The 16,951-nt window shown below is 65.7% G+C and carries 14 protein-coding genes; 8 read left to right on the top strand and 6 right to left on the bottom strand.

The window, feature by feature from the left end; translation table 11 throughout:
* Nucleotides 1-180 precede the first annotated feature (180 nt).
* Entirely contained in the window at nt 181-744 is a 564-nt protein-coding gene (locus tag GWQ44_RS18640) for a GNAT family N-acetyltransferase (protein WP_016964050.1), read from the top strand.
* 45 nt (nt 745-789) lie between these two features.
* Here GWQ44_RS18640 and GWQ44_RS18635 read toward each other — a convergent pair whose 3' ends face one another.
* From GWQ44_RS18635 to GWQ44_RS18625, 3 genes are all read right to left on the bottom strand, one after another.
* The gene (locus GWQ44_RS18635) at nt 790-1,713 is read right to left on the bottom strand and encodes a universal stress protein (RefSeq protein WP_275927998.1); all 924 of its coding nucleotides are present in this window, start codon (nt 1,711-1,713) and stop codon (nt 790-792) included.
* 123 nt (nt 1,714-1,836) lie between these two features.
* Nucleotides 1,837-3,075 carry a DUF4010 domain-containing protein gene (locus GWQ44_RS18630; RefSeq protein ID WP_047304337.1) on the bottom strand — a complete coding sequence of 413 codons (1,239 nt, stop codon included), beginning with the start codon at nt 3,073-3,075 and terminating at the stop codon, nt 1,837-1,839.
* A gap of 137 nt (nt 3,076-3,212) precedes the next feature.
* On the bottom strand, nt 3,213-4,118 hold the full coding sequence (locus GWQ44_RS18625; RefSeq protein WP_275927997.1) for a helix-turn-helix domain-containing protein: 906 nt from the start codon (nt 4,116-4,118) through the stop codon (nt 3,213-3,215).
* A 164-nt stretch (nt 4,119-4,282) separates the two neighbouring features.
* Here GWQ44_RS18625 and GWQ44_RS18620 point away from each other — a divergent pair, with 164 nt between their 5' ends.
* Genes GWQ44_RS18620 through GWQ44_RS18610 form a run of 3 tightly spaced genes read left to right on the top strand, consistent with a single transcriptional unit; the run spans nt 4,283 to nt 8,088 of the window.
* Nucleotides 4,283-5,641, top strand: coding sequence for a glutamine synthetase family protein (locus GWQ44_RS18620; RefSeq protein ID WP_047304335.1), 1,359 nt, complete (start codon nt 4,283-4,285; stop codon nt 5,639-5,641).
* A 48-nt stretch (nt 5,642-5,689) separates the two neighbouring features.
* A complete protein-coding gene (locus tag GWQ44_RS18615) occupies nt 5,690-6,778 on the top strand; it encodes a polyamine ABC transporter substrate-binding protein (protein ID WP_275927996.1) in 1,089 nt (362 codons plus the stop codon).
* Complete coding sequence (locus tag GWQ44_RS18610; protein WP_275927995.1) at nt 6,775-8,088, top strand: FAD-binding oxidoreductase; 1,314 nt, start codon at nt 6,775-6,777, stop codon at nt 8,086-8,088. Before GWQ44_RS18615 ends, GWQ44_RS18610 begins: the two co-directional genes overlap by 4 nt.
* Before the next feature lie 108 nt (nt 8,089-8,196).
* Here GWQ44_RS18610 and GWQ44_RS18605 read toward each other — a convergent pair whose 3' ends face one another.
* Together GWQ44_RS18605 and GWQ44_RS18600 are read right to left on the bottom strand one after the other, a co-directional pair.
* Nucleotides 8,197-9,144, bottom strand: coding sequence for an alpha/beta hydrolase (locus tag GWQ44_RS18605; RefSeq protein WP_275927994.1), 948 nt, complete (start codon nt 9,142-9,144; stop codon nt 8,197-8,199).
* A gap of 133 nt (nt 9,145-9,277) precedes the next feature.
* A complete protein-coding gene (locus tag GWQ44_RS18600) occupies nt 9,278-10,033 on the bottom strand; it encodes a TetR/AcrR family transcriptional regulator (protein ID WP_103739449.1) in 756 nt (251 codons plus the stop codon).
* Between the two features lie 353 nt (nt 10,034-10,386).
* Between GWQ44_RS18600 and GWQ44_RS18595 the strand changes: the two genes are divergently transcribed.
* From GWQ44_RS18595 to GWQ44_RS18580, 4 genes are all read left to right on the top strand, one after another.
* Nucleotides 10,387-11,091 (top strand): ABC transporter ATP-binding protein, encoded by a 705-nt coding sequence (locus tag GWQ44_RS18595; RefSeq protein ID WP_047304326.1) that lies wholly within the window; start codon nt 10,387-10,389, stop codon nt 11,089-11,091.
* A complete protein-coding gene (locus GWQ44_RS18590; protein WP_275927993.1) occupies nt 11,088-12,287 on the top strand; it encodes an ABC transporter permease in 1,200 nt (399 codons plus the stop codon). Before GWQ44_RS18595 ends, GWQ44_RS18590 begins: the two co-directional genes overlap by 4 nt.
* Nucleotides 12,288-12,354: 67 nt before the next feature.
* Nucleotides 12,355-13,779: a TolC family protein gene (locus tag GWQ44_RS18585; RefSeq protein WP_235436994.1), complete on the top strand. Its 1,425-nt coding sequence runs from the start codon at nt 12,355-12,357 to the stop codon at nt 13,777-13,779.
* Nucleotides 13,780-13,804: 25 nt separating this feature from the next.
* Nucleotides 13,805-15,055, top strand: coding sequence for an HlyD family efflux transporter periplasmic adaptor subunit (locus GWQ44_RS18580; protein ID WP_275928037.1), 1,251 nt, complete (start codon nt 13,805-13,807; stop codon nt 15,053-15,055).
* Nucleotides 15,056-15,231: 176 nt separating this feature from the next.
* Here the strand turns inward: GWQ44_RS18580 and GWQ44_RS18575 are convergent, their stop codons facing one another.
* Complete coding sequence (locus tag GWQ44_RS18575; protein WP_047304320.1) at nt 15,232-16,935, bottom strand: AMP-binding protein; 1,704 nt, start codon at nt 16,933-16,935, stop codon at nt 15,232-15,234.
* Between the last annotated feature and the right edge of the window lie 16 nt (nt 16,936-16,951).

The following is a 16,951-nucleotide window of genomic DNA, read 5'->3' as shown; positions in this document are numbered from 1 at the left end:
CCGCCGATTTGACAAAAATCACAAAGCCTCGGGTTAAGGCCGCGCCGGCAGTCACTCGCCGAGCCGGTGAAGCGCATCTGATCCAGATCAGATCCTGCACCGGGCAACCGCGGTAAAGGATAGTGACCGCGCGACCCCGGGCCGCGGCCTCCCCCTTCATCATCCCCAGAGGATCGCCCCATGTTCAGCATCAAGGAACACAACGATCAGGCCGCTGCGGCCTATGGCGCCGTGACCGGCCTGCACTGGATCGAGGCGCTCAATGACGGCCGCCATGTGCTGATACGGCCCCTGGCCGAGAAAGACCGCGAGCGCGAGTACAACTTTATCAAGCGCTTGTCCCCGCAATCGCGACACATGCGGTTTCTGGCGCAGGTCAAGGAGCCCGACGCCGCCATGCTCGACCAGTTGATGGATGTCGACGGCAAGCATCGCCTGGCCTACATCGCCCTGGTGCATGAACAGGGCCAGTTGATCGAAATCGGTGTCAGCCGCTACGCCGCCACCTCCAGCGATGAATGCGAGTGCGCCATTACCGTGGCCGATCAATGGCAGCATCTGGGCCTGGGATCATTGCTGATGACGCATCTGATCCGCGCGGCCCGCCAGCATGGGTTCGTGCAGATGTACTCGGTGGACAGCGTGAACAACCAGCCCATGCGCGAGCTGGCCGCGCACCTAGGTTTCACCACCCACACCGACCCGGATGATCCCCATCAGGTGGTGCATCGCCTGCTCCTCTGAACCTTGGCGCCACGCCGGCCCGCAACCGGCGTGGCCAGGTGCGGCTCATGGCTGGGGGTCACGCGGCGGCTTGACCGCCCAGATACTGCAGGGGGCCTGCAACAGCAGGTGTTCGGCGGTGCTGCCCAGGCGCTTGTGCAGGCCGCGGTGCTGGGTGGTGCCCATGACGATCACGTCACTCTGATGCTCCTCGGCGAAGCGGCAGATTTGCTGCAACGGCATGCCCTCCATGAAGTGACTGCGTTCCGGGGGCACGCCGTGGCGCTCGGCCAGGGAGCGATAGACGTCGCGTTGCGCCGTCCCCAGGGCTTCATACAAACCGCTGGCCAGGGACAGCGCGCCAACGCCGGTGTCCTTGGCGTAGACCGCCACCCAGTCATACACGTGCAACAGGTCCAGCTCGGCCTCGCACTGCTCGGCCAGCTGGACCGCCGCGTCGACGATCTGATCGTTGAACTGCAGGTCCTGCTCTTCGCTGCGCAGCACATCGATGATGGCCAGCACCCGGTGTGGCCGTGGGTGCCGGGCTTCGGTCACCAGATGCACCGGCAGGGCAAAATCGCGCAGCAGCTGCCAGTCCAGCGGGGTATAGAAGATCCGCCGCATCGCCGACTCGGCATGGGCGTCCTTGATGATCAGGGCCAGGGGCATTTCATTGGCGAACAGCAAGATCTCCTGATACGCCTGGCTGACCCAGCGCGCTTCGCAGGTCACCTGCAGGCCTCGCTCGCGCATCCCTTGCGCCTGCTGCTCCAGCCATTGCCGGTGTTGTTCCAGGTAGGCCGCCTGCAACTGCTCGGCCTCATGGCTCTGGAACAGCCCGGCCAGCGTCAGGGCCTGCAAATGATCCAGGGCGACGATATGCACCGGCAGTTGCATGGCCAGGGCCAGCTGCTCGGTGCGCTCGAAAGCCGGCGTGCGCTGCATCTGCTGGGGCGCGATCAAGAGTAAACGCGGGGTTTGCGACATGGATCACCTCGGCACTGAAGCTTGAAGAAACCGCAAGGGGGGTCATTCAAGACTGCGCGCCATGGCCCGGGACGAGTTGATCTTTATCAGGCGTCGCGGCATTTTTTCGCACCTTGCAGCCGCTTATTGCAGCCAGACACCGACCCACATCGCCAGGGTCAGCAGCGCTTGTCCGGGCACGACGTACAGCGCAAAGCGCCAGCCGCCGCTGAGGGCCGCCAGCACGCACTTGCTCAGGGAGTTGCTGCTGACCGCCAGCATCACCGCGCTGCCGATGGCACTGCCGGGCAGTTGCCCGGACTTGACCAGTGCAGCAATCGACGCGGTGGACGCATGGGCATCGGCAAAGCCGCTGATCAAAGCGCTCAACATCAGCCCCGGCTGCCCGAAGTAATTGAGCATCAGCGAGCACGCGAAGGTAATGGCGCTCATGCTCAGGGCCACGATCAAGACCAGCTTGGGATTGAACGCGCCCTTGTCGGCGAGCGGCTCGACGCTGCCGGGTTCGCCGCGGGGAAACACCAGGCCAGCGGCATACAACGCGGTGCTGACGCCCCCCAGCACCAGGGGCAGCCACATGGCCTGCAGCAGTGCGTGATCGACCGTCGCCAGGATCAGACCGATCTGGGTCACCGTGGCCAGGTTGGACAGCAGCGCCGCGGCGGCCAGCACCCTGACCTGCCGGGGCGCCCTGGCGACCCGCTGGCCCATGGAGGCGATGGTCAGGGTGCTGGAGACGAATCCCGAGGCCACGGCACTGAGGGCGTAGCCGTAGTGGGCGCCCAGGGTGCGCACCGCGACGTGGCCCAGGGCCCCCACCGCCATCAGCAACACGGTCAGGGTGCCGATGGTGCGCAGGTTGAACGCCGCATAGGGGCCGATGAAACGATCCGGCGTCAGGGGCAGGATCACCAGCGCCGCCACCAGCAGCGTCAGGCCATCGGCGATTTCCCGGTCGCTCAACTGACTGCGCACGAAATCATGCAGCGTCTGCCGATAGGCCAACAACGCGGTCATGACCACGGCAATCGCCAGTGCCAGCTCCGGGGCCGAGCCGCACAAGGCCCCGAGGACCAGCACCGCCAGCAGCGCCACTTCGCTGGTGACCCCCGGGTCCTCTTCTTCGGTGCGCCAATAGGCCACGGTTACCAGGGCGGCCACCGCCACGGCCAGCGTGGCCAGCAACAGCGTGCCGCCCACCCGCTGGCCGATGAACCCCAGCAGCGCGGTGATGGCAAAGGTGCGCAACCCGGCACAGTTGCGCTGGGGGCCCTGGCCTTTGCGCCGCTCGCGCTCCAGGCCCACCAGCATGCCGACGCCCAAGGCTGCGGCGGCGTTGCTCAGATCGATGGTTTCAATCATGACGCGCCCACCCGGCAGACAGCTCCCCGCGAGCATAGAGCGCTGCCCGCGCTTTCGCGAACCCAGCACCCGCAGGCGTCGCTTGGCCGGTGCAGACGAAGGCTCAGGCCAGCCAGCGCCTTCGGCCAGGGGGCCGATCAGCTCGGGCGACGCTTCAGGGTTTCGCTGGGCAGCTCCTTAAACAGCGCCCGGTAGCTGCTGGAAAACCGCCCCAGGTGCCAGAACGACCAGCGCATCGCCACTTCGGCCACGGTGGTTTCCGAGGGCTGGCGGCCAAGCAGTTCGCGATGGGCGCTGTTGAGCCGGCGCAGGCGCAGCCACTGGCTCGGCGCCATGCCGGCAAAGGCCTTGAACGCGCTCTGCAACTGGCGCAGGGAAACCCCGGCCACCTGGGACAGCTCCAGCAGATTGAGGGTTTCCTCGGGCATGTCGGCCGCCCATTGCGCCACCCGCTGCATGATCACCCGCTCCTCGCTGCGCCGTTGCAGGCCTCCGGGGTCCAGGCGCGCGCAGGCGTTGTCGAGGATGTACAGGCAATCGTCGAGCAATTGCTGGGTCAAGGCCTCGCGGCTGGGGGGATCGAGGGCCTGGGACAGGCGGGTCAAGGTGGCGCTCAGCCAGCGGCAGAACAGCGCGTTCTGCTGGCTGCCCAGCGGCGCCATGAACAGGCCGTCGAGGCGTTCCAGCCCCAGGCCCTGGCCCTTTACAAACTCGGGGCCGAACACCACCGCCACTTCCTGGTAGTTCTCCGGGGTGATCCAGATGTTGCGGCTCTCGCCGTTGAGCACGTACAGGGCGTTGTCGCTGCGATCGAAACAGAACGCCAGGGCGCCTTGCGGGGCGCTGAAATTCTGCTCGACCCGGGTGTTCATGCGCTCCTCGTAGATCTCCACGCCCTGCAGGTCGAGGTAGCGCACCAGGCCATTGAAATGCCCGGGGGACATCTGCTGGTAGTGCTGCACCCAACCCGGGGTGGCACGGATCTGCTCGGCGACATCGAAGGTGTTGAACGCTTGAACCTGAAGCGGATTGGACGCTGTCATCGGGGGGACCTTGCGCACTCTTTTGGTGCGCTTTGGTGCTGCTTAAAGTGGATAGATGGAACAACAAGGCTCGCCCAAGATAGTCGCCAATGCGCCGCAGGGGAAGCCTTGCCGGGATACTCCCGCTCACCTCGGAGCAGACAAGAACAATCATCGAGGTCTTTATGAACGCCCCTTTCGATCAGCTGTCCTCCTGGCTGAAAGATCACAAGATTACCGAAGTCGAGTGCGTGGTCAGCGACCTGACCGGCATTGCCCGCGGCAAGATCGCGCCCACCAACAAGTTCCTGCATGAGCGCGGCATGCGCCTGCCGGAAAGTGTCCTGCTGCAAACGGTAACCGGGGATTTTGTCGACGACGACCTGTACTACGAACTGCTGGACCCGGCGGACATCGACATGGTCTGCCGCCCCGACTCGTCATCGATCTACCTGGTGCCCTGGGCCATCGAGCCCACGGCCATCGTCATCCACGACACCTTCGACAAGTTCGGCAACCCCATCGAGCTGTCGCCGCGCAACGTGCTGAAAAAGGTCTTGCAGCTGTACACCGACAAGGGCTGGCAGCCGATCGTCGCCCCGGAAATGGAGTTCTACCTGACCCAGCGCTGCGAAGACCCGGACCTGCCGCTCAAGGCCCCGCTGGGCCGCTCCGGTCGCGCCGAAAGCGGTCGCCAGTCGTTCTCCATCGACGCCGCCAACGAGTTCGATCCGCTGTTCGAAGACGTCTATGACTGGTGCGAAGCCCAGGGCCTGGACCTGGACACGCTGATCCACGAAGACGGCCCGGCGCAGATGGAAATCAACTTCCGCCACGGCGACGCCCTGGACCTGGCAGACCAGATCACCGTGTTCAAGCGCACCCTGCGCGAGGCGGCGCTCAAGCACAACGTCACCGCCACCTTCATGGCCAAGCCTGTGGCCGACGAGCCCGGCAGCGCCATGCACCTGCACCAGAGCGTGGTCGACATCGCCACCGGCAAGCCGATCTTCGTCGATGAACAGGGGAACAAGAGCCAGCTGTTCCTGCACCACATCGGCGGCCTGCAGAAGTACATCCCCAAGCTGCTGCCGATGTTCGCCCCCAACGTCAACTCGTTCCGCCGCTTTTTGCCAGACACCTCGGCCCCGGTGAACGTCGAATGGGGCGAGGAAAACCGCACCGTCGGCCTGCGCGTGCCGACTGCCAGCCCGGAAGCCATGCGCGTGGAAAACCGCCTCCCCGGCGCCGATGCCAACCCTTACCTGGCCATCGCCGCCAGCCTGCTGTGTGGCTACCTGGGCATGGTCGAGGGCATCGAGCCCAGCGCCGCGGTGGAAGGCCGGGCCTATGAACGCCGCAACCTGCGCCTGCCGATCACCATCGAGGACGCCCTGGCGCACATGGAGGACTGCCCGACCATCGAGCAGTACCTGGGGCGCAAGTTCGTCCGTGGCTATGTGGCGGTCAAGCGCGCCGAACACGAGAACTTCAAGCGCGTGATCAGCTCCTGGGAACGCGAGTTCCTGCTGCTCAGCGTCTGATTTCCCCAGCGTCTGCAATCAATAAAAACAACCCGAAGAGGTGTCGATATGCGTCTTTTGCAAGCAGTGATCCCGGCAGCACTGGCGGCCTTGATGAGCACCGCCGTCCAGGCACAACCCAGTGTCAGCGTGTACAACTGGACCGACTACATCGGCCAGACCACCCTCGCCGACTTCCAGGGCAAGACCGGGGTCAAGGTGATCTACGACGTGTTCGACTCCAACGAAACCCTGGAGGGCAAGTTGCTGGCCGGGCGCACCGGCTACGACGTGGTGGTGCCCTCCAACCATTTCCTGGCGCGCCAGGTCAAAGCCGGCGCGTTCCTCAAGCTGGACCGCTCGCAACTGCCCAACTGGCAGAACCTGGACCCCAAGCTGCTGGCCCTGCTGGAGCAGAACGACCCCGGCAACCAGTATTCGGTGCCCTACCTGTGGGGCACCAACGGCATTGGCTACAACGTCGACAAGGTCAAGCAGGTGCTGGGCATCGACCACATCGACTCCTGGGCGGTGCTGCTGGAGCCGGAAAACCTGAAGAAACTGCAGCAATGCGGGGTGTCGATGATGGACTCGCCGGATGAGGTGTTCCCGGCGGTGCTCAACTACCTGGGCCTGGACCCGCGCAGCGAAAAACCCGAGGACTACAAAAAAGCCGAGGCCAAGCTGCTGACCCTGCGCCCGTACATCACCTACTTCCACTCCTCCAAGTACGTCTCGGACCTGGCCAACGGTGATATCTGCATCGCCTTCGGTTACTCCGGGGACGTGTTCCAGGCCGCCAACCGGGCCAAGGAAGCCAAGAACGGGGTGAACATCGCCTACTCGATCCCCAAGGAAGGCAGCAACCTGTGGTTCGACCTGCTCGCGATTCCCGCCGATGCCGGCAACGTCAAGGAGGCCCACGCCTTCATCAACTACCTGCTGGACCCGCAAGTGATCGCCAAGGTCAGCGCCTACGTCGGCTACGCCAACCCCAACCCGGCCTCGCAGCCGTACATGGACGCCGAGCTGGTGCATAACCCCGAGGTCTATCCACCTCAGGAAGTCCTCGACAAGCTGTACATCTCCAGCACCCAGTCGCCGGCCATCATGCGCTTGATGACCCGTTCCTGGAGCAAAGTGAAGTCCAACAAATGATTCAGCCAAACCTTTCGGGCAGCGCCAGCGAGCATGCCCACTCCTACTACGCCGCCTCGGCCGGGCCGCTGCCCGGCTACCCGGCCCTCAATGCTGAGCTGGAGGCCGATGTGTGTGTCATCGGCGGTGGTTTCACCGGGGTCAACACCGCCATCGAGCTGGCCCAGCGCGGGCTGTCGGTGATCCTCCTGGAGGCCCGGCGCATCGGCTGGGGCGCCAGTGGGCGCAACGGCGGCCAACTGATCCGCGGCATTGGCCATGACGTCAGCGGCTTTGCCCGCTACGTCGGCCAGGATGGGGTCAGATACCTGGAACGCGCCGGGATCGACTCGGTGGAGCTGGTGCGCCAGCGCATCGCCGAACACGGCATCGACTGCGACCTGCGCTGGGGCTTCTGCGAGCTGGCCAATACCCGGGCCCAGTTCGCCGCGTTCCAGGCCGAGCAGGATCACCTGGCAAGCCTGGGCTACCGCCACCCGACCCGCCTGGTGGCGCCCCAGGACATGGCACAGGTGGTGGCCTCCTCGGTGTATGCCGGGGGCCTGGTGGACATGGGCTCGGGGCATTTGCATCCGCTCAAGCTGGTACTGGGCGAAGCGCGAGTCGCCGCCTCCCTGGGGGTGCGGATCTTCGAACACAGCCCGGTGCTGGAGCTGGTTCACGGCCAGCGGGTCGAGGTGCGTTGCGCCACCGGCACCGTGCGCGCCGCCAGCCTGGTGCTCGGCTGCAACGCCCACCTGGAGCGACTGGAACCGCGCCTGAGTGGCAAGGTCCTGCCGGCGGGTAGCTACATCATCGCCACCGAGCCCTTGGGCGAAGAGCGCGCCGCCGCGCTGATCCCGCAGAACCTGGCGCTGTGCGACCAGAAAGTCGGCCTGGACTACTACCGACTCACGGCGGACCGGCGCCTGCTGTTCGGCGGTGCCTGCCATTACTCCGGGCGCGACCCGGCGGATATCGCCGCCTACATGCGGCCGAAAATGCTCAAGGTGTTCCCGCAGTTGGGGGATGTGGCCATCGACTTCCAGTGGGGCGGCAAGATCGGCATCACCGCCAACCGCTTCCCCCAGGTCGGGCGCCTGCCGCAGTACCCCAATGTGTATTACGCCCAGGGCTACTCCGGGCATGGCCTGAACGTTACCCACTGGACTGCCCGGTTGCTGGCCGAGGCGATCCAGGCTGGCCACAGCCGCGGCCTGGACGTGTTCGGCGCAGTACCGCACCTGACCTTCCCCGGCGGCCCCGCGCTGCGCGCACCGCTGCTGGCCCTGGGCATGCTCTGGCACCGGATGCGCGAAATGCTCGGTTGACCAGCCTCCTTCAGCGGCAGCATCCGGCGCCGTGGGAGCCGACTTGCCGGCGAACAGGGATCGCCGCCTTGCACTCGCTGGCCAGCCAGCGCCTGGCGGGCGGGTTCTCTAGGTCAACCGTCGCTGCAGAAAATCCAGCAACAGGGCATTGACCCGCTGCGGCTGCTCATTCTGGATCCAGTGTCCGCAGTCGCTCAGCAGGTGCTGTTCAAGGTCGGCCACCTGGCCGGGCATGCGCTTGAGGGTATGGGCTTCGAGCACGCCCACCGGATCACGGTCGCCGAGCAGGAACAGGGTCGGCTGCTGCACCCGGGCCTGAGCCAGGAACTCGGTGCGCTGCCAAGTGCGTTCGAAGTTGCGGTACCAGTTCAGGGCACCGCGAAAGCCGCGCCCGGCGAAGGTCTGGCGATAGACCTGGAAGTCCTCCTCGCTACACCACTGCGGCAGCCCCGTTGGCAGCGTCACCCCGTCGAACAGGCGGGCGTCGGCCGGCTTGGGCTCGAGCAAGGCCTGCACATTGCCCATGAACAACCGCAGGCTGGCGTCGATGTCGGCGTCCAGTTCCGCCTCGGCCACCCCGGGCTGCTGAAAGTAGAGGATGTAGTTGAAGTGGCCGCCATGCACCTCGCGCATGATCTCGCTGGCCGGGCGTTTCGGGCGTCCGGCAAAGGGCACCGAAAGGGTCACCAGCGCCGCCACCCGCTGCGGCTCCAACAGCGCCAGGTGCCAGGCCACCGGGGCGCCCCAGTCGTGACCGACCATGCACACCCGCTGATGACCAAAGGCGTCCATGGCCTGCTGGATGTCCGCGCACAGGGTCAACAGATCGTAGGCCTCCAGCGCCTGCGGCGCCGAACTGCGGCCGTAACCGCGCATCTCCGGCACGAACACGCGAAACCCGGCCTGCACCAGGGCCGGCACCTGATGGCGCCAGGAGTACCAGCACTCGGGAAAGCCATGCAGCAGCCACACCGGGACTCCGTGCTCGGGTCCGGCGACCTGGACACTGAGTTCGATTCCGTTGACGGCCAGAAGATGCTGTTGATAGGAAGTCATGCCGGGCGCTCCAGGGTCGATGCGAGGAGCAGAACCTAGCAGATGGCGGCGGCGGCCTTGAGCAATATTGATGGTTCGAATGACGCTGCCACTCCTGCCGGCACTGTGCGCTGCTGGCAGGAGCGGCGGTCCCTCAGGCGGGGACCATGCCGACCTGGGACTGGCTGTGCTGACGAATCAGGCGCTGGGTGTTCAAGACCTTCTGCAGGGCCTGCTCGGAGTCGGGGTCCTGCATGGGCGCGCGAATCGCCGCCGACACCAAGCTGATCAGCTTGGCCATGACTTCGGCGTCGGTGGCCGGACGCCCCAGGCTCATCGCCTGCATCAGCAGGCGCAGTTCGGTGCCGGCCATGACCCCGGAAATCGCCTTGAGGGCGAACTGCAGGCGCACCCCCAGTTCGTTGCGCGGCAGGTCCGGCAGCGCCAGGGCAAAGGCCTTGAAGAAGCGCTCGAACACCGGCTGGTAGTGTTCCTTGAGGTATTCCTGAATGAAGGGCGAGGTATCGCTGTACACCCGCCCCAGGAAACGAATGAACGAGCGGCCTTCCAGGCCACCGCTTGCATCACTGCGTTCCAGGCCCATGGCCGGGGCGAACAGCACCCCCAGCAGGGTTTCGCAATCCAGCGGGCCCTCGGCCTGCTCCTCGCACTTGGCCAGCAGTTCCAGGCGCTGATCGTTGAGCGGCCCCAGGCGTTGCATCAACAGGGCCTTCATCAGCGAGTCCTTGTCGCCGAAGTGGTAGTTCACCGCCGCCAGGTTGACCTTGGCGCGCTCGGTGATCTGACGCAGCAGCACGGCGTCGTAGCCGTACTTGATGAACAATGCCTCGGTCGCTTCCAGCAGTCGGGTCTTGGTGACATTGGGGGCACTGAGTTTCTTGGCGACCATGTAGGACTAACCTTTGCTGGGTGAAAAACTGACCGTTCGAACAGTGTTTTAAAAAAAAATTTGATTTTTTATACCCGCGAGAAGCCCTAAAAGCAAGCGCCCGAGGGACGTCCCCAGCGGCCCGAGGCCGTTTTGTGACCCGCGGGTTCCTGGCGGAAAAGTCCCGAAAAAAGCCCGCAATTACCCGGTTCAGACAGCTGGCGCGGCAAGATGAACGCAGTTACTATTCAAACAATTTTTTAAAACAATAAATAAAAACCAGAGCTTGGCCTTGCCCCTGGACCCCGCGCTACGGGACGCCTGTGTACCGTGGATGTTCAAGCATGCAGTCGAGCCAGCCGGCGCGGTAAGCGATGACAGCGACTATAATCGACCCAGGTTTTATCTCCCTGCAAGGCATAGGCAAGAGCTATCGGCTGGCGGAGCAACCGCTCCACATTCTCAAGAACGTTTCCCTGTCCATCGACACCGGCGAAAGCTGCGCCATTCTCGGCGCCTCGGGCTCCGGCAAGAGCACCCTGCTCAATATCCTCGGTCTGCTGGACCTGCCCGACTGCGGCGAATACCGCTTCGCCGGCCACGATATCTTCCGCGCCAGTCCCGACCAACTGGCGGCCATCCGCAACCGGCAGATCGGCTTCGTGTTCCAGAGCTTCAACCTGCTGCCGCGCCTCAGCGCCCTGGACAACGTCGCCCTGCCCCTGAGCTATCGCGGCGTGGCCCGGCGCGAATCCCTGGAGCGCGCCCAGCACATGCTCGACCAGGTGGGCCTCGGGCAACGCGCCGCGCACCGTCCCGCCGACCTCTCCGGCGGCCAGCGCCAGCGGGTGGCGATCGCCCGGGCCCTGGTGGGCGAGCCGTCGGTGATCCTCGCCGACGAACCCACCGGCAACCTCGACAGCCACACCGCCCAGGACATCATGGACCTGCTGCTGGCGCTGAACCGCGAACGCCAGGTGACCCTGATCATCGTCACCCACGACCCGGGCATCGCCCAGCGCCTGGAGCGGCAGATCCGCGTCACCAACGGCGTGGTGCAGGAGGTCTGCCCGGCATGAGCCTTCAGGTCGAACAGAGCGCCAGCCAGCTGCTGCACGAGGCCTTCATCAGCCTGCGCACCCTGGGCAAGCGTTCGATCCTGGCCCTGCTGGGCATCGTCATCGGCAGCTCATCGGTGGTGGCCCTGATCAACATCGGCCACAACGCCGCCGAGGACGCCGCGGCGATCTTCCAGGACATGGGCACCGATACCCTGGCGGTGCAGTTTCCCGATTCCTCGGCCAGTCGCGCGCCGATGCCGCCGCTCCTCGACCTGGCGGCCTTGCACCAGGCCCTGCCGCAGTTGCTGGACATCGCTCCGGTGGCGCTGTTCAGCGGGCCGGTGGTGTACCGCGGACGCTCCAGCAACGCCAACCTGGTGGGCAGCACCCCATCCCTGGCCAGCGCCATGCGCCTGCAGGTGCTGCAAGGGCGCTTCCTCTCGGAGTTCGACAGCGGGCAAACCTACGCGGTGGTCGGGGCACAGGTCGCCGAAGCCCTGAGCACGCCCCACGACCCGCTGCGCCTGGGCGAGCGGATTCGCATCAACGACTACCTGTTCCAGGTGATCGGCATCCTCGCCCGGCAACCGGCGGCGGTGCTGATCCCGGTGCAGACCAACGAATCCCTGTTCATCCCCCTGGAAGGCATGCGGCGGATTTCCTCAAGCCCGCAGATCAGCAACCTGATCGCCCGCGCGGCACCGGCCCAGGACATGAACCGGCTGGCCGTGGCCCTGGGCGACGCCTTGAAGCAACAGTTGCCCGGGCGCAGCGTCGAGGTGCAGGTGCCGCAAAAGATCATCGACGGCATGACCCGGCAAAGCCGCACCTTCGGTTACCTGCTGATGGCCCTGGGCGGCATCTCCCTGGTGGGCGGCGGCGTCGGGGTGATGAACGTGATGCTGATGAACGTCTCCGAGCGGCGCCGGGAAATCGGCATCCGCATGGCCCTGGGCGCCCGGCGCCGGGACATCCGCAATCTGTTCCTGCTTGAGGCGGTGACCCTGACCGCCGTCGGTGCGCTGTCCGGTGCGGTGCTGGGCATGAGCGCCGCCTACCTCTATGCCCGCCTCTCCGGCTGGCAGTTTTCCCTGGCCGGCGCCTCCCTGCCCCTGGGCATCGGCAGCACCCTGCTGATCGGCTTGTTCTTCGGCCTGTACCCGGCCGTCGCGGCCTCGCGCCTGCAACCGGTGGAGGCGCTGCGAGATGAATGATCGCCAACGCGTCGCGCTCTTGCTGCTGTGCCTGCTCAGCCCCCTGGGCCAGGCCGGCTCCCGGGACATGGACGTGGCCCGCCAGGCATCGGCCCCGACCCTGCGCAGCGCCTACGAGCGCAGCGCGCTGCTGAGCCAGCAGCAGACCGAGCTGACCCTGGCCGATGCGGTCTACCTGGGCCTGCGCAACAACCGCGGCATCCGCAGCGCCTACCTGCAGCGGGTGGCGCAGAAGTTCGACCTGCGGGTGTCGGAGGACGCCTTCAACCCCAAGCTGCTACTCAGCGGCACCTACCGGGCCAACAAGGGCAGCAACGACGGGGTGCGCAACACCACCCTCACCCCCAGCTCCAGCCTGCTGGGGGAATACGGCACACGGCTGAACATGGCCTGGCACCAGGAACTGAGCCAGGCCAATCGGGCCGGCTACTACCGCCGCGACGGCCTCGACCTGTCGATCATCCAGCCGCTGCTCAAGGGCGCCGGCTGGGACGTGACCACCGCGCCGCTGCGTCTGGCGCGGATCAACGAACAAGCCTACCGCCTCAACCTCAAGGCCAACGTGGCGCAGACCATCAGCGACATCATCGGCGCCTACCGCGAACTGCTGCGGGCCCAGCAACAGCTGGCGATCGTCGAGGACGCCCTCAAGCGCGCCAATGCCCTGCTCCAGGTGAACAAGGCGCTGATCGCCGCCGGGCGCATGGCCGAGTTCGAGATCGTGCAGACCGAAGCCGACATCGCCACCCAGGAACTGGGGGTGGAAGAGGCCCGCAACCAGGTGGACATCAACCGCCTGTCGCTGCTGCGCCTGCTGGCCCTGGACCTGTCGACCCGGATCCGCGCCAGCGACGGCCTGCAAGCGGCGAAAGTCAGCATCGACCAGCAGGACGCCCTGCGTCTGGCGCAGATCCAGCAACCCACCTACCTGGCGACCTTGCTGGGCAGCCAGCAGGCCGACCTCAACCTGATCATCGCCAAGGACCAGAGCCGCTGGGATGTGTCCCTGGTGGCCGGCGCCAATCAGGTGCGCAACCGCTACGACAACGACGGCGGCAACGGCGCGGGACGGACCTGGGATAGCTATGCCGGCGTCCAGGTGCAGATTCCCATCGGCGACTTGAGCACCCGTCAGGCCGAGGTGCATGCCCGGGTCGACGTGGAAAACCAGGCCCTGGTGCTGGCCGATGCGCGCCAGGCCCTGGAGCGTAGCGTCAGTGACGTGGTGCGCGACCTGGGCACCCGCTGGCGCCAGTACGAGATCGCCCAGCGCGCCGTGGACCTGTCCCGGCGCAAGCTGGAGATCGAGCGGGAAAAGCTCAGCGCCGGGCGCTCCAGTAACTTCCAGGTGCTGAGTTACGAAAGCGATTTGCGCACCAGTGAAAACGCCCGCCTCAATGCACTGATTGCCTACCTCAACGCCCAGACCCAGCTGGATCTGACCCTGGGCACGACCTTGGAGACCTGGGACATTGCGCTCAACGACTTCTGAGCAGAACAACTGGCGCAAGCGCTGCCTGCAAGGCGGCACGGCCCTGCTGGTGCTGGCGGTGGCCGGCGTGGCCTTCACCGGTTACCGCGCCCCGGCCGACTCGGCGGCGCAAACCGGCCGCTGGATAGACGTCAGCCCCGCGCCGCTGATTCATCAGATCGGCCTGGTGGGCAAGATCGAGCCCCAGCGCACCATCAGCCTGACGGCGCCGTTCGACGGCAACGTCCTGGCCAACCTGGTGGAACAGGGCCAGCGGGTGGAGGCCGGCCAGACGTTGCTGAAAATGGACCCCAGCCTGATCGAGATCCAGTTGCGCGAAGCCTTGTCGGCCCAGCTCAAGGCCCGGCGCAGCGTTGGGGAACTGCAGAACTGGGACAGCAGCGCCCTGGTGACCCGGGCCCGGCGCAGCTTGCGTGCCTCGCAGATGGCGGTGAGCAATTCCGAGCGCAAGCTCAGCGAAAGCCAGAGCCTGTTTGCCCGGGGCATCATTCCACGCAACGAGCTGGACGATCTCAAGCAACAGCTGCAGAGCCAGCGCCTGGACCTGACGGCGGCCCAGGGTGAGCTGCAACAGGCGCTGGATCAGGGCAAGGGTGAATACCGGCAGATTGCCGAGATGGAACTGACCAATGCCACGGTCAAGTACCAAGCCCTGCAGGCCCTGCTGGCGGGCAAGGACGTGATCGCCCCGTTTGCCGGCATCGTGGTCCCGGCGCCGGGGGTCAACCTGACGGCCATCGCTTCGGCGGCGAACTCGGGCCCGGTACAGACCGGGAGCAAGGTCGGCCAGGGCCAGGTGCTGTTCGGCCTGGCCAACATCGAGCAACTGAAGATCGTCAGCAAGGTCTCGGAGCTGGACATCAACCAGCTGCGCCAGGGCCAGAGCGTGGAAATTCTCGGTGACGGCTTTGACGGCGAACGCCTTGAGGGCCAGGTCGACATCGTCAGCAGTCTGGCGCTGCCGGGGGATGCCAGCGGCGCCAGCGCGCAGTTCCCGGTGACCCTGGCGGTGCCCAAGCTGACCCGCGAGCAACTGCAGCGGGTGCGCCTGGGCATGAGTGCCCGCCTGACCATCATCACCTACCGCAACGATCAGGCCATCGTCATCCCGCCGACGGCGATCCAGCGCGGCGCCGATGGCATGAGCGTGGAATATCGGGCGAGCGCCGAGCAACCGGCCAAGCGCCTGCCGGTGAGCGTCGGCCAATCGACGGCTGAGGGGGTCGAAGTGTTCGGCCTGCAGCCGGGCCAGGTGCGCCTCCCTGGCGCCCCCTGAGCCCAGTAACACCAACAGCAACACCGACAGCAACATCGTCGTAGGAGCTGGCTTGCCAGCGAAGACGTACTCAAGAGCAACGCCTTATCCAACGGCCTCTTCGCCGGCAAGCCGGCTCCTACGGAACGACCGCCGGCCTGTCGGCGCCAGCGGCCGCGACGAGGCCGCTCAGGGGTTCAGCGCAGGGCGCGGCGCAGGACCTTGCCCACGGTGGTCTTGGGCAGCTCTTCGGTGCGGAACTCGACGTAGCGCGGCACCTTGTAGCCGGTCAGGTACTCGCGGCAGTGGGCCAGCAACTGGTCCTGGGTCAGGTTCGGGTCCTTGCGCACCACGAAGATCTTCACCTTCTCCCCGGTCACCCCATCCTCGACGCCGATCGCCGCCACTTCCGCCACCCCCGGATGCAGGGCCACCACGTCCTCGATCTCGTTGGGGTACACGTTGAAACCGGACACCAGGATCATGTCCTTCTTGCGGTCCACCAGGCGGATGAAGCCCTGTTCGTTCATCACCCCGATGTCCCCGGTGGACAGCCAGCCATGGCGGTCCAGGACCTTGGCGGTTTCTTCCGGGCGCTGCCAGTAGCCCTTCATCACCTGGGGCCCCCTTACCTGCAACTCGCCCTCCTCGCCCAGTTCCGCCAGCTCGCCGTCCTCACGCACGAAACGCACCCAGGTCGACGGCAACGGCACGCCGATGGTCCCGGTGAAGTCGCCCTCGCGCATGCGTGCAATGTCGATCGGGCTGATGCTAACCACCGGCGAGCACTCGGTCAGGCCGTAGCCTTCGATGATCGGCACCCCGGTGACCTCCTTCCAGCGCCGGGCCACGGCGGTGTGGGTGGCCATGCCGCCGGCGATGGCCAGTTTCAGGTCGGAGAAGTCCCGGCCACGAAACTCTTCGTTTTCCAGCAGGCCGTTGAACAGGGTGTTGACCCCGACGATGCCGCTGAACTTTTCCTTGCGCAGGATCATCTGCACCCGCTTCACGTCCCGCGGGTTGGCGATGAGGATGTTGCGCCCGCCCAGGCACATGAACATCAGGCAGTTCACCGTCAGCGACAGCACGTGGTACAGCGGCAGCAGGGTGACGTTGGTTTCCTGCTGATTCTCGTCCAGCTGATCGCCGACCCAGGCCTTGGCCTGCATCAGGTTGGCGAGGATGTTGCGGTGCGTGAGCATGGCGCCCTTGGCATCGCCGGTGGTGCCGCCGGTGTATTGCAGGAAGGCGATGTCGTCCTGCTTGAGTTCCACCGGGCGGTGTTCCAGCACGCTGGCCAGCTTCATCAGCGCCGGAAAGCGGATCGAGCCCGGCAAGTTGAACTTGGGCACCTGCTTCTGCACGTGGCGCAGGGCGAAGTTCAGCGCCGCGCCCTTGAAGGTCCCCAGCAGGTCGCCGATGGCCGCCACCACGATGTTCTTCAGTCGGCTGCCCGGCATCGCCTGTTCCAGGGTGTGGGCGAAGTTCTCGAAGATCACCACGGTCTCGGCGCCGCTGTCCTTGAGCAGATGCCGCAGTTCGTGAGCGGTGTACAGCGGGTTGACGTTGACCACCACCGCCCCCACCAGCAGGGTGCCGAACAGGCAGATCGGGTATTGCAGGCAGTTGGGCATCATCAGGGCCACCCGGTCGCCCTTCTTCACCCCCTTGGATTGCAACCAGGCGGCGAAGGCGAATACCCGCTTCTCCCACAGGTCGTAGCCCATCTCGGTGCCGATGCTGACGTAGGCCACTCTATGGCGGTACTTGTCCACGTGTTCGAGAAACACTTCCCGCAGCGACGGGTAGCGGTCGATGTCGGCTTCGATATCGCTGGGCACCCCCGGCAGGTAGGCGTTCAGCCAGATACGCTCGGCGGGTTGCAGGCTCACGACACTCATTGGCAGTCTCCTGGTT

Source organism: Pseudomonas sp. 3MA1, assembly GCF_029237275.1.
In the GTDB taxonomy this organism is placed as follows: Bacteria; Pseudomonadota; Gammaproteobacteria; order Pseudomonadales; family Pseudomonadaceae; genus Aquipseudomonas; species Aquipseudomonas fluorescens_AP.
The sequence above is the reverse complement of the archived record's forward strand: the minus strand, read 5'-3'. Positions and strand labels throughout refer to the sequence as shown.

Bases quoted from the DNA above. Each gene is read 5' to 3' on its own strand.
- GWQ44_RS18640 (WP_016964050.1), top strand. From the start codon at position 181: ATGTTCAGCATCAAGGAACACAACGATCAGGCCGCTGCGGCCTATGGC.
- GWQ44_RS18635 (WP_275927998.1), bottom strand. From the start codon at position 1,713: ATGTCGCAAACCCCGCGTTTACTCTTGATCGCGCCCCAGCAGATGCAG.
- GWQ44_RS18630 (WP_047304337.1), bottom strand. From the start codon at position 3,075: ATGATTGAAACCATCGATCTGAGCAACGCCGCCGCAGCCTTGGGCGTC.
- GWQ44_RS18625 (WP_275927997.1), bottom strand. From the start codon at position 4,118: ATGACAGCGTCCAATCCGCTTCAGGTTCAAGCGTTCAACACCTTCGAT.
- GWQ44_RS18620 (WP_047304335.1), top strand. From the start codon at position 4,283: ATGAACGCCCCTTTCGATCAGCTGTCCTCCTGGCTGAAAGATCACAAG.
- GWQ44_RS18615 (WP_275927996.1), top strand. From the start codon at position 5,690: ATGCGTCTTTTGCAAGCAGTGATCCCGGCAGCACTGGCGGCCTTGATG.
- GWQ44_RS18610 (WP_275927995.1), top strand. From the start codon at position 6,775: ATGATTCAGCCAAACCTTTCGGGCAGCGCCAGCGAGCATGCCCACTCC.
- GWQ44_RS18605 (WP_275927994.1), bottom strand. From the start codon at position 9,144: ATGACTTCCTATCAACAGCATCTTCTGGCCGTCAACGGAATCGAACTC.
- GWQ44_RS18600 (WP_103739449.1), bottom strand. From the start codon at position 10,033: ATGGTCGCCAAGAAACTCAGTGCCCCCAATGTCACCAAGACCCGACTG.
- GWQ44_RS18595 (WP_047304326.1), top strand. From the start codon at position 10,387: ATGACAGCGACTATAATCGACCCAGGTTTTATCTCCCTGCAAGGCATA.
- GWQ44_RS18590 (WP_275927993.1), top strand. From the start codon at position 11,088: ATGAGCCTTCAGGTCGAACAGAGCGCCAGCCAGCTGCTGCACGAGGCC.
- GWQ44_RS18585 (WP_235436994.1), top strand. From the start codon at position 12,355: ATGGACGTGGCCCGCCAGGCATCGGCCCCGACCCTGCGCAGCGCCTAC.
- GWQ44_RS18575 (WP_047304320.1), bottom strand. From the start codon at position 16,935: ATGAGTGTCGTGAGCCTGCAACCCGCCGAGCGTATCTGGCTGAACGCC.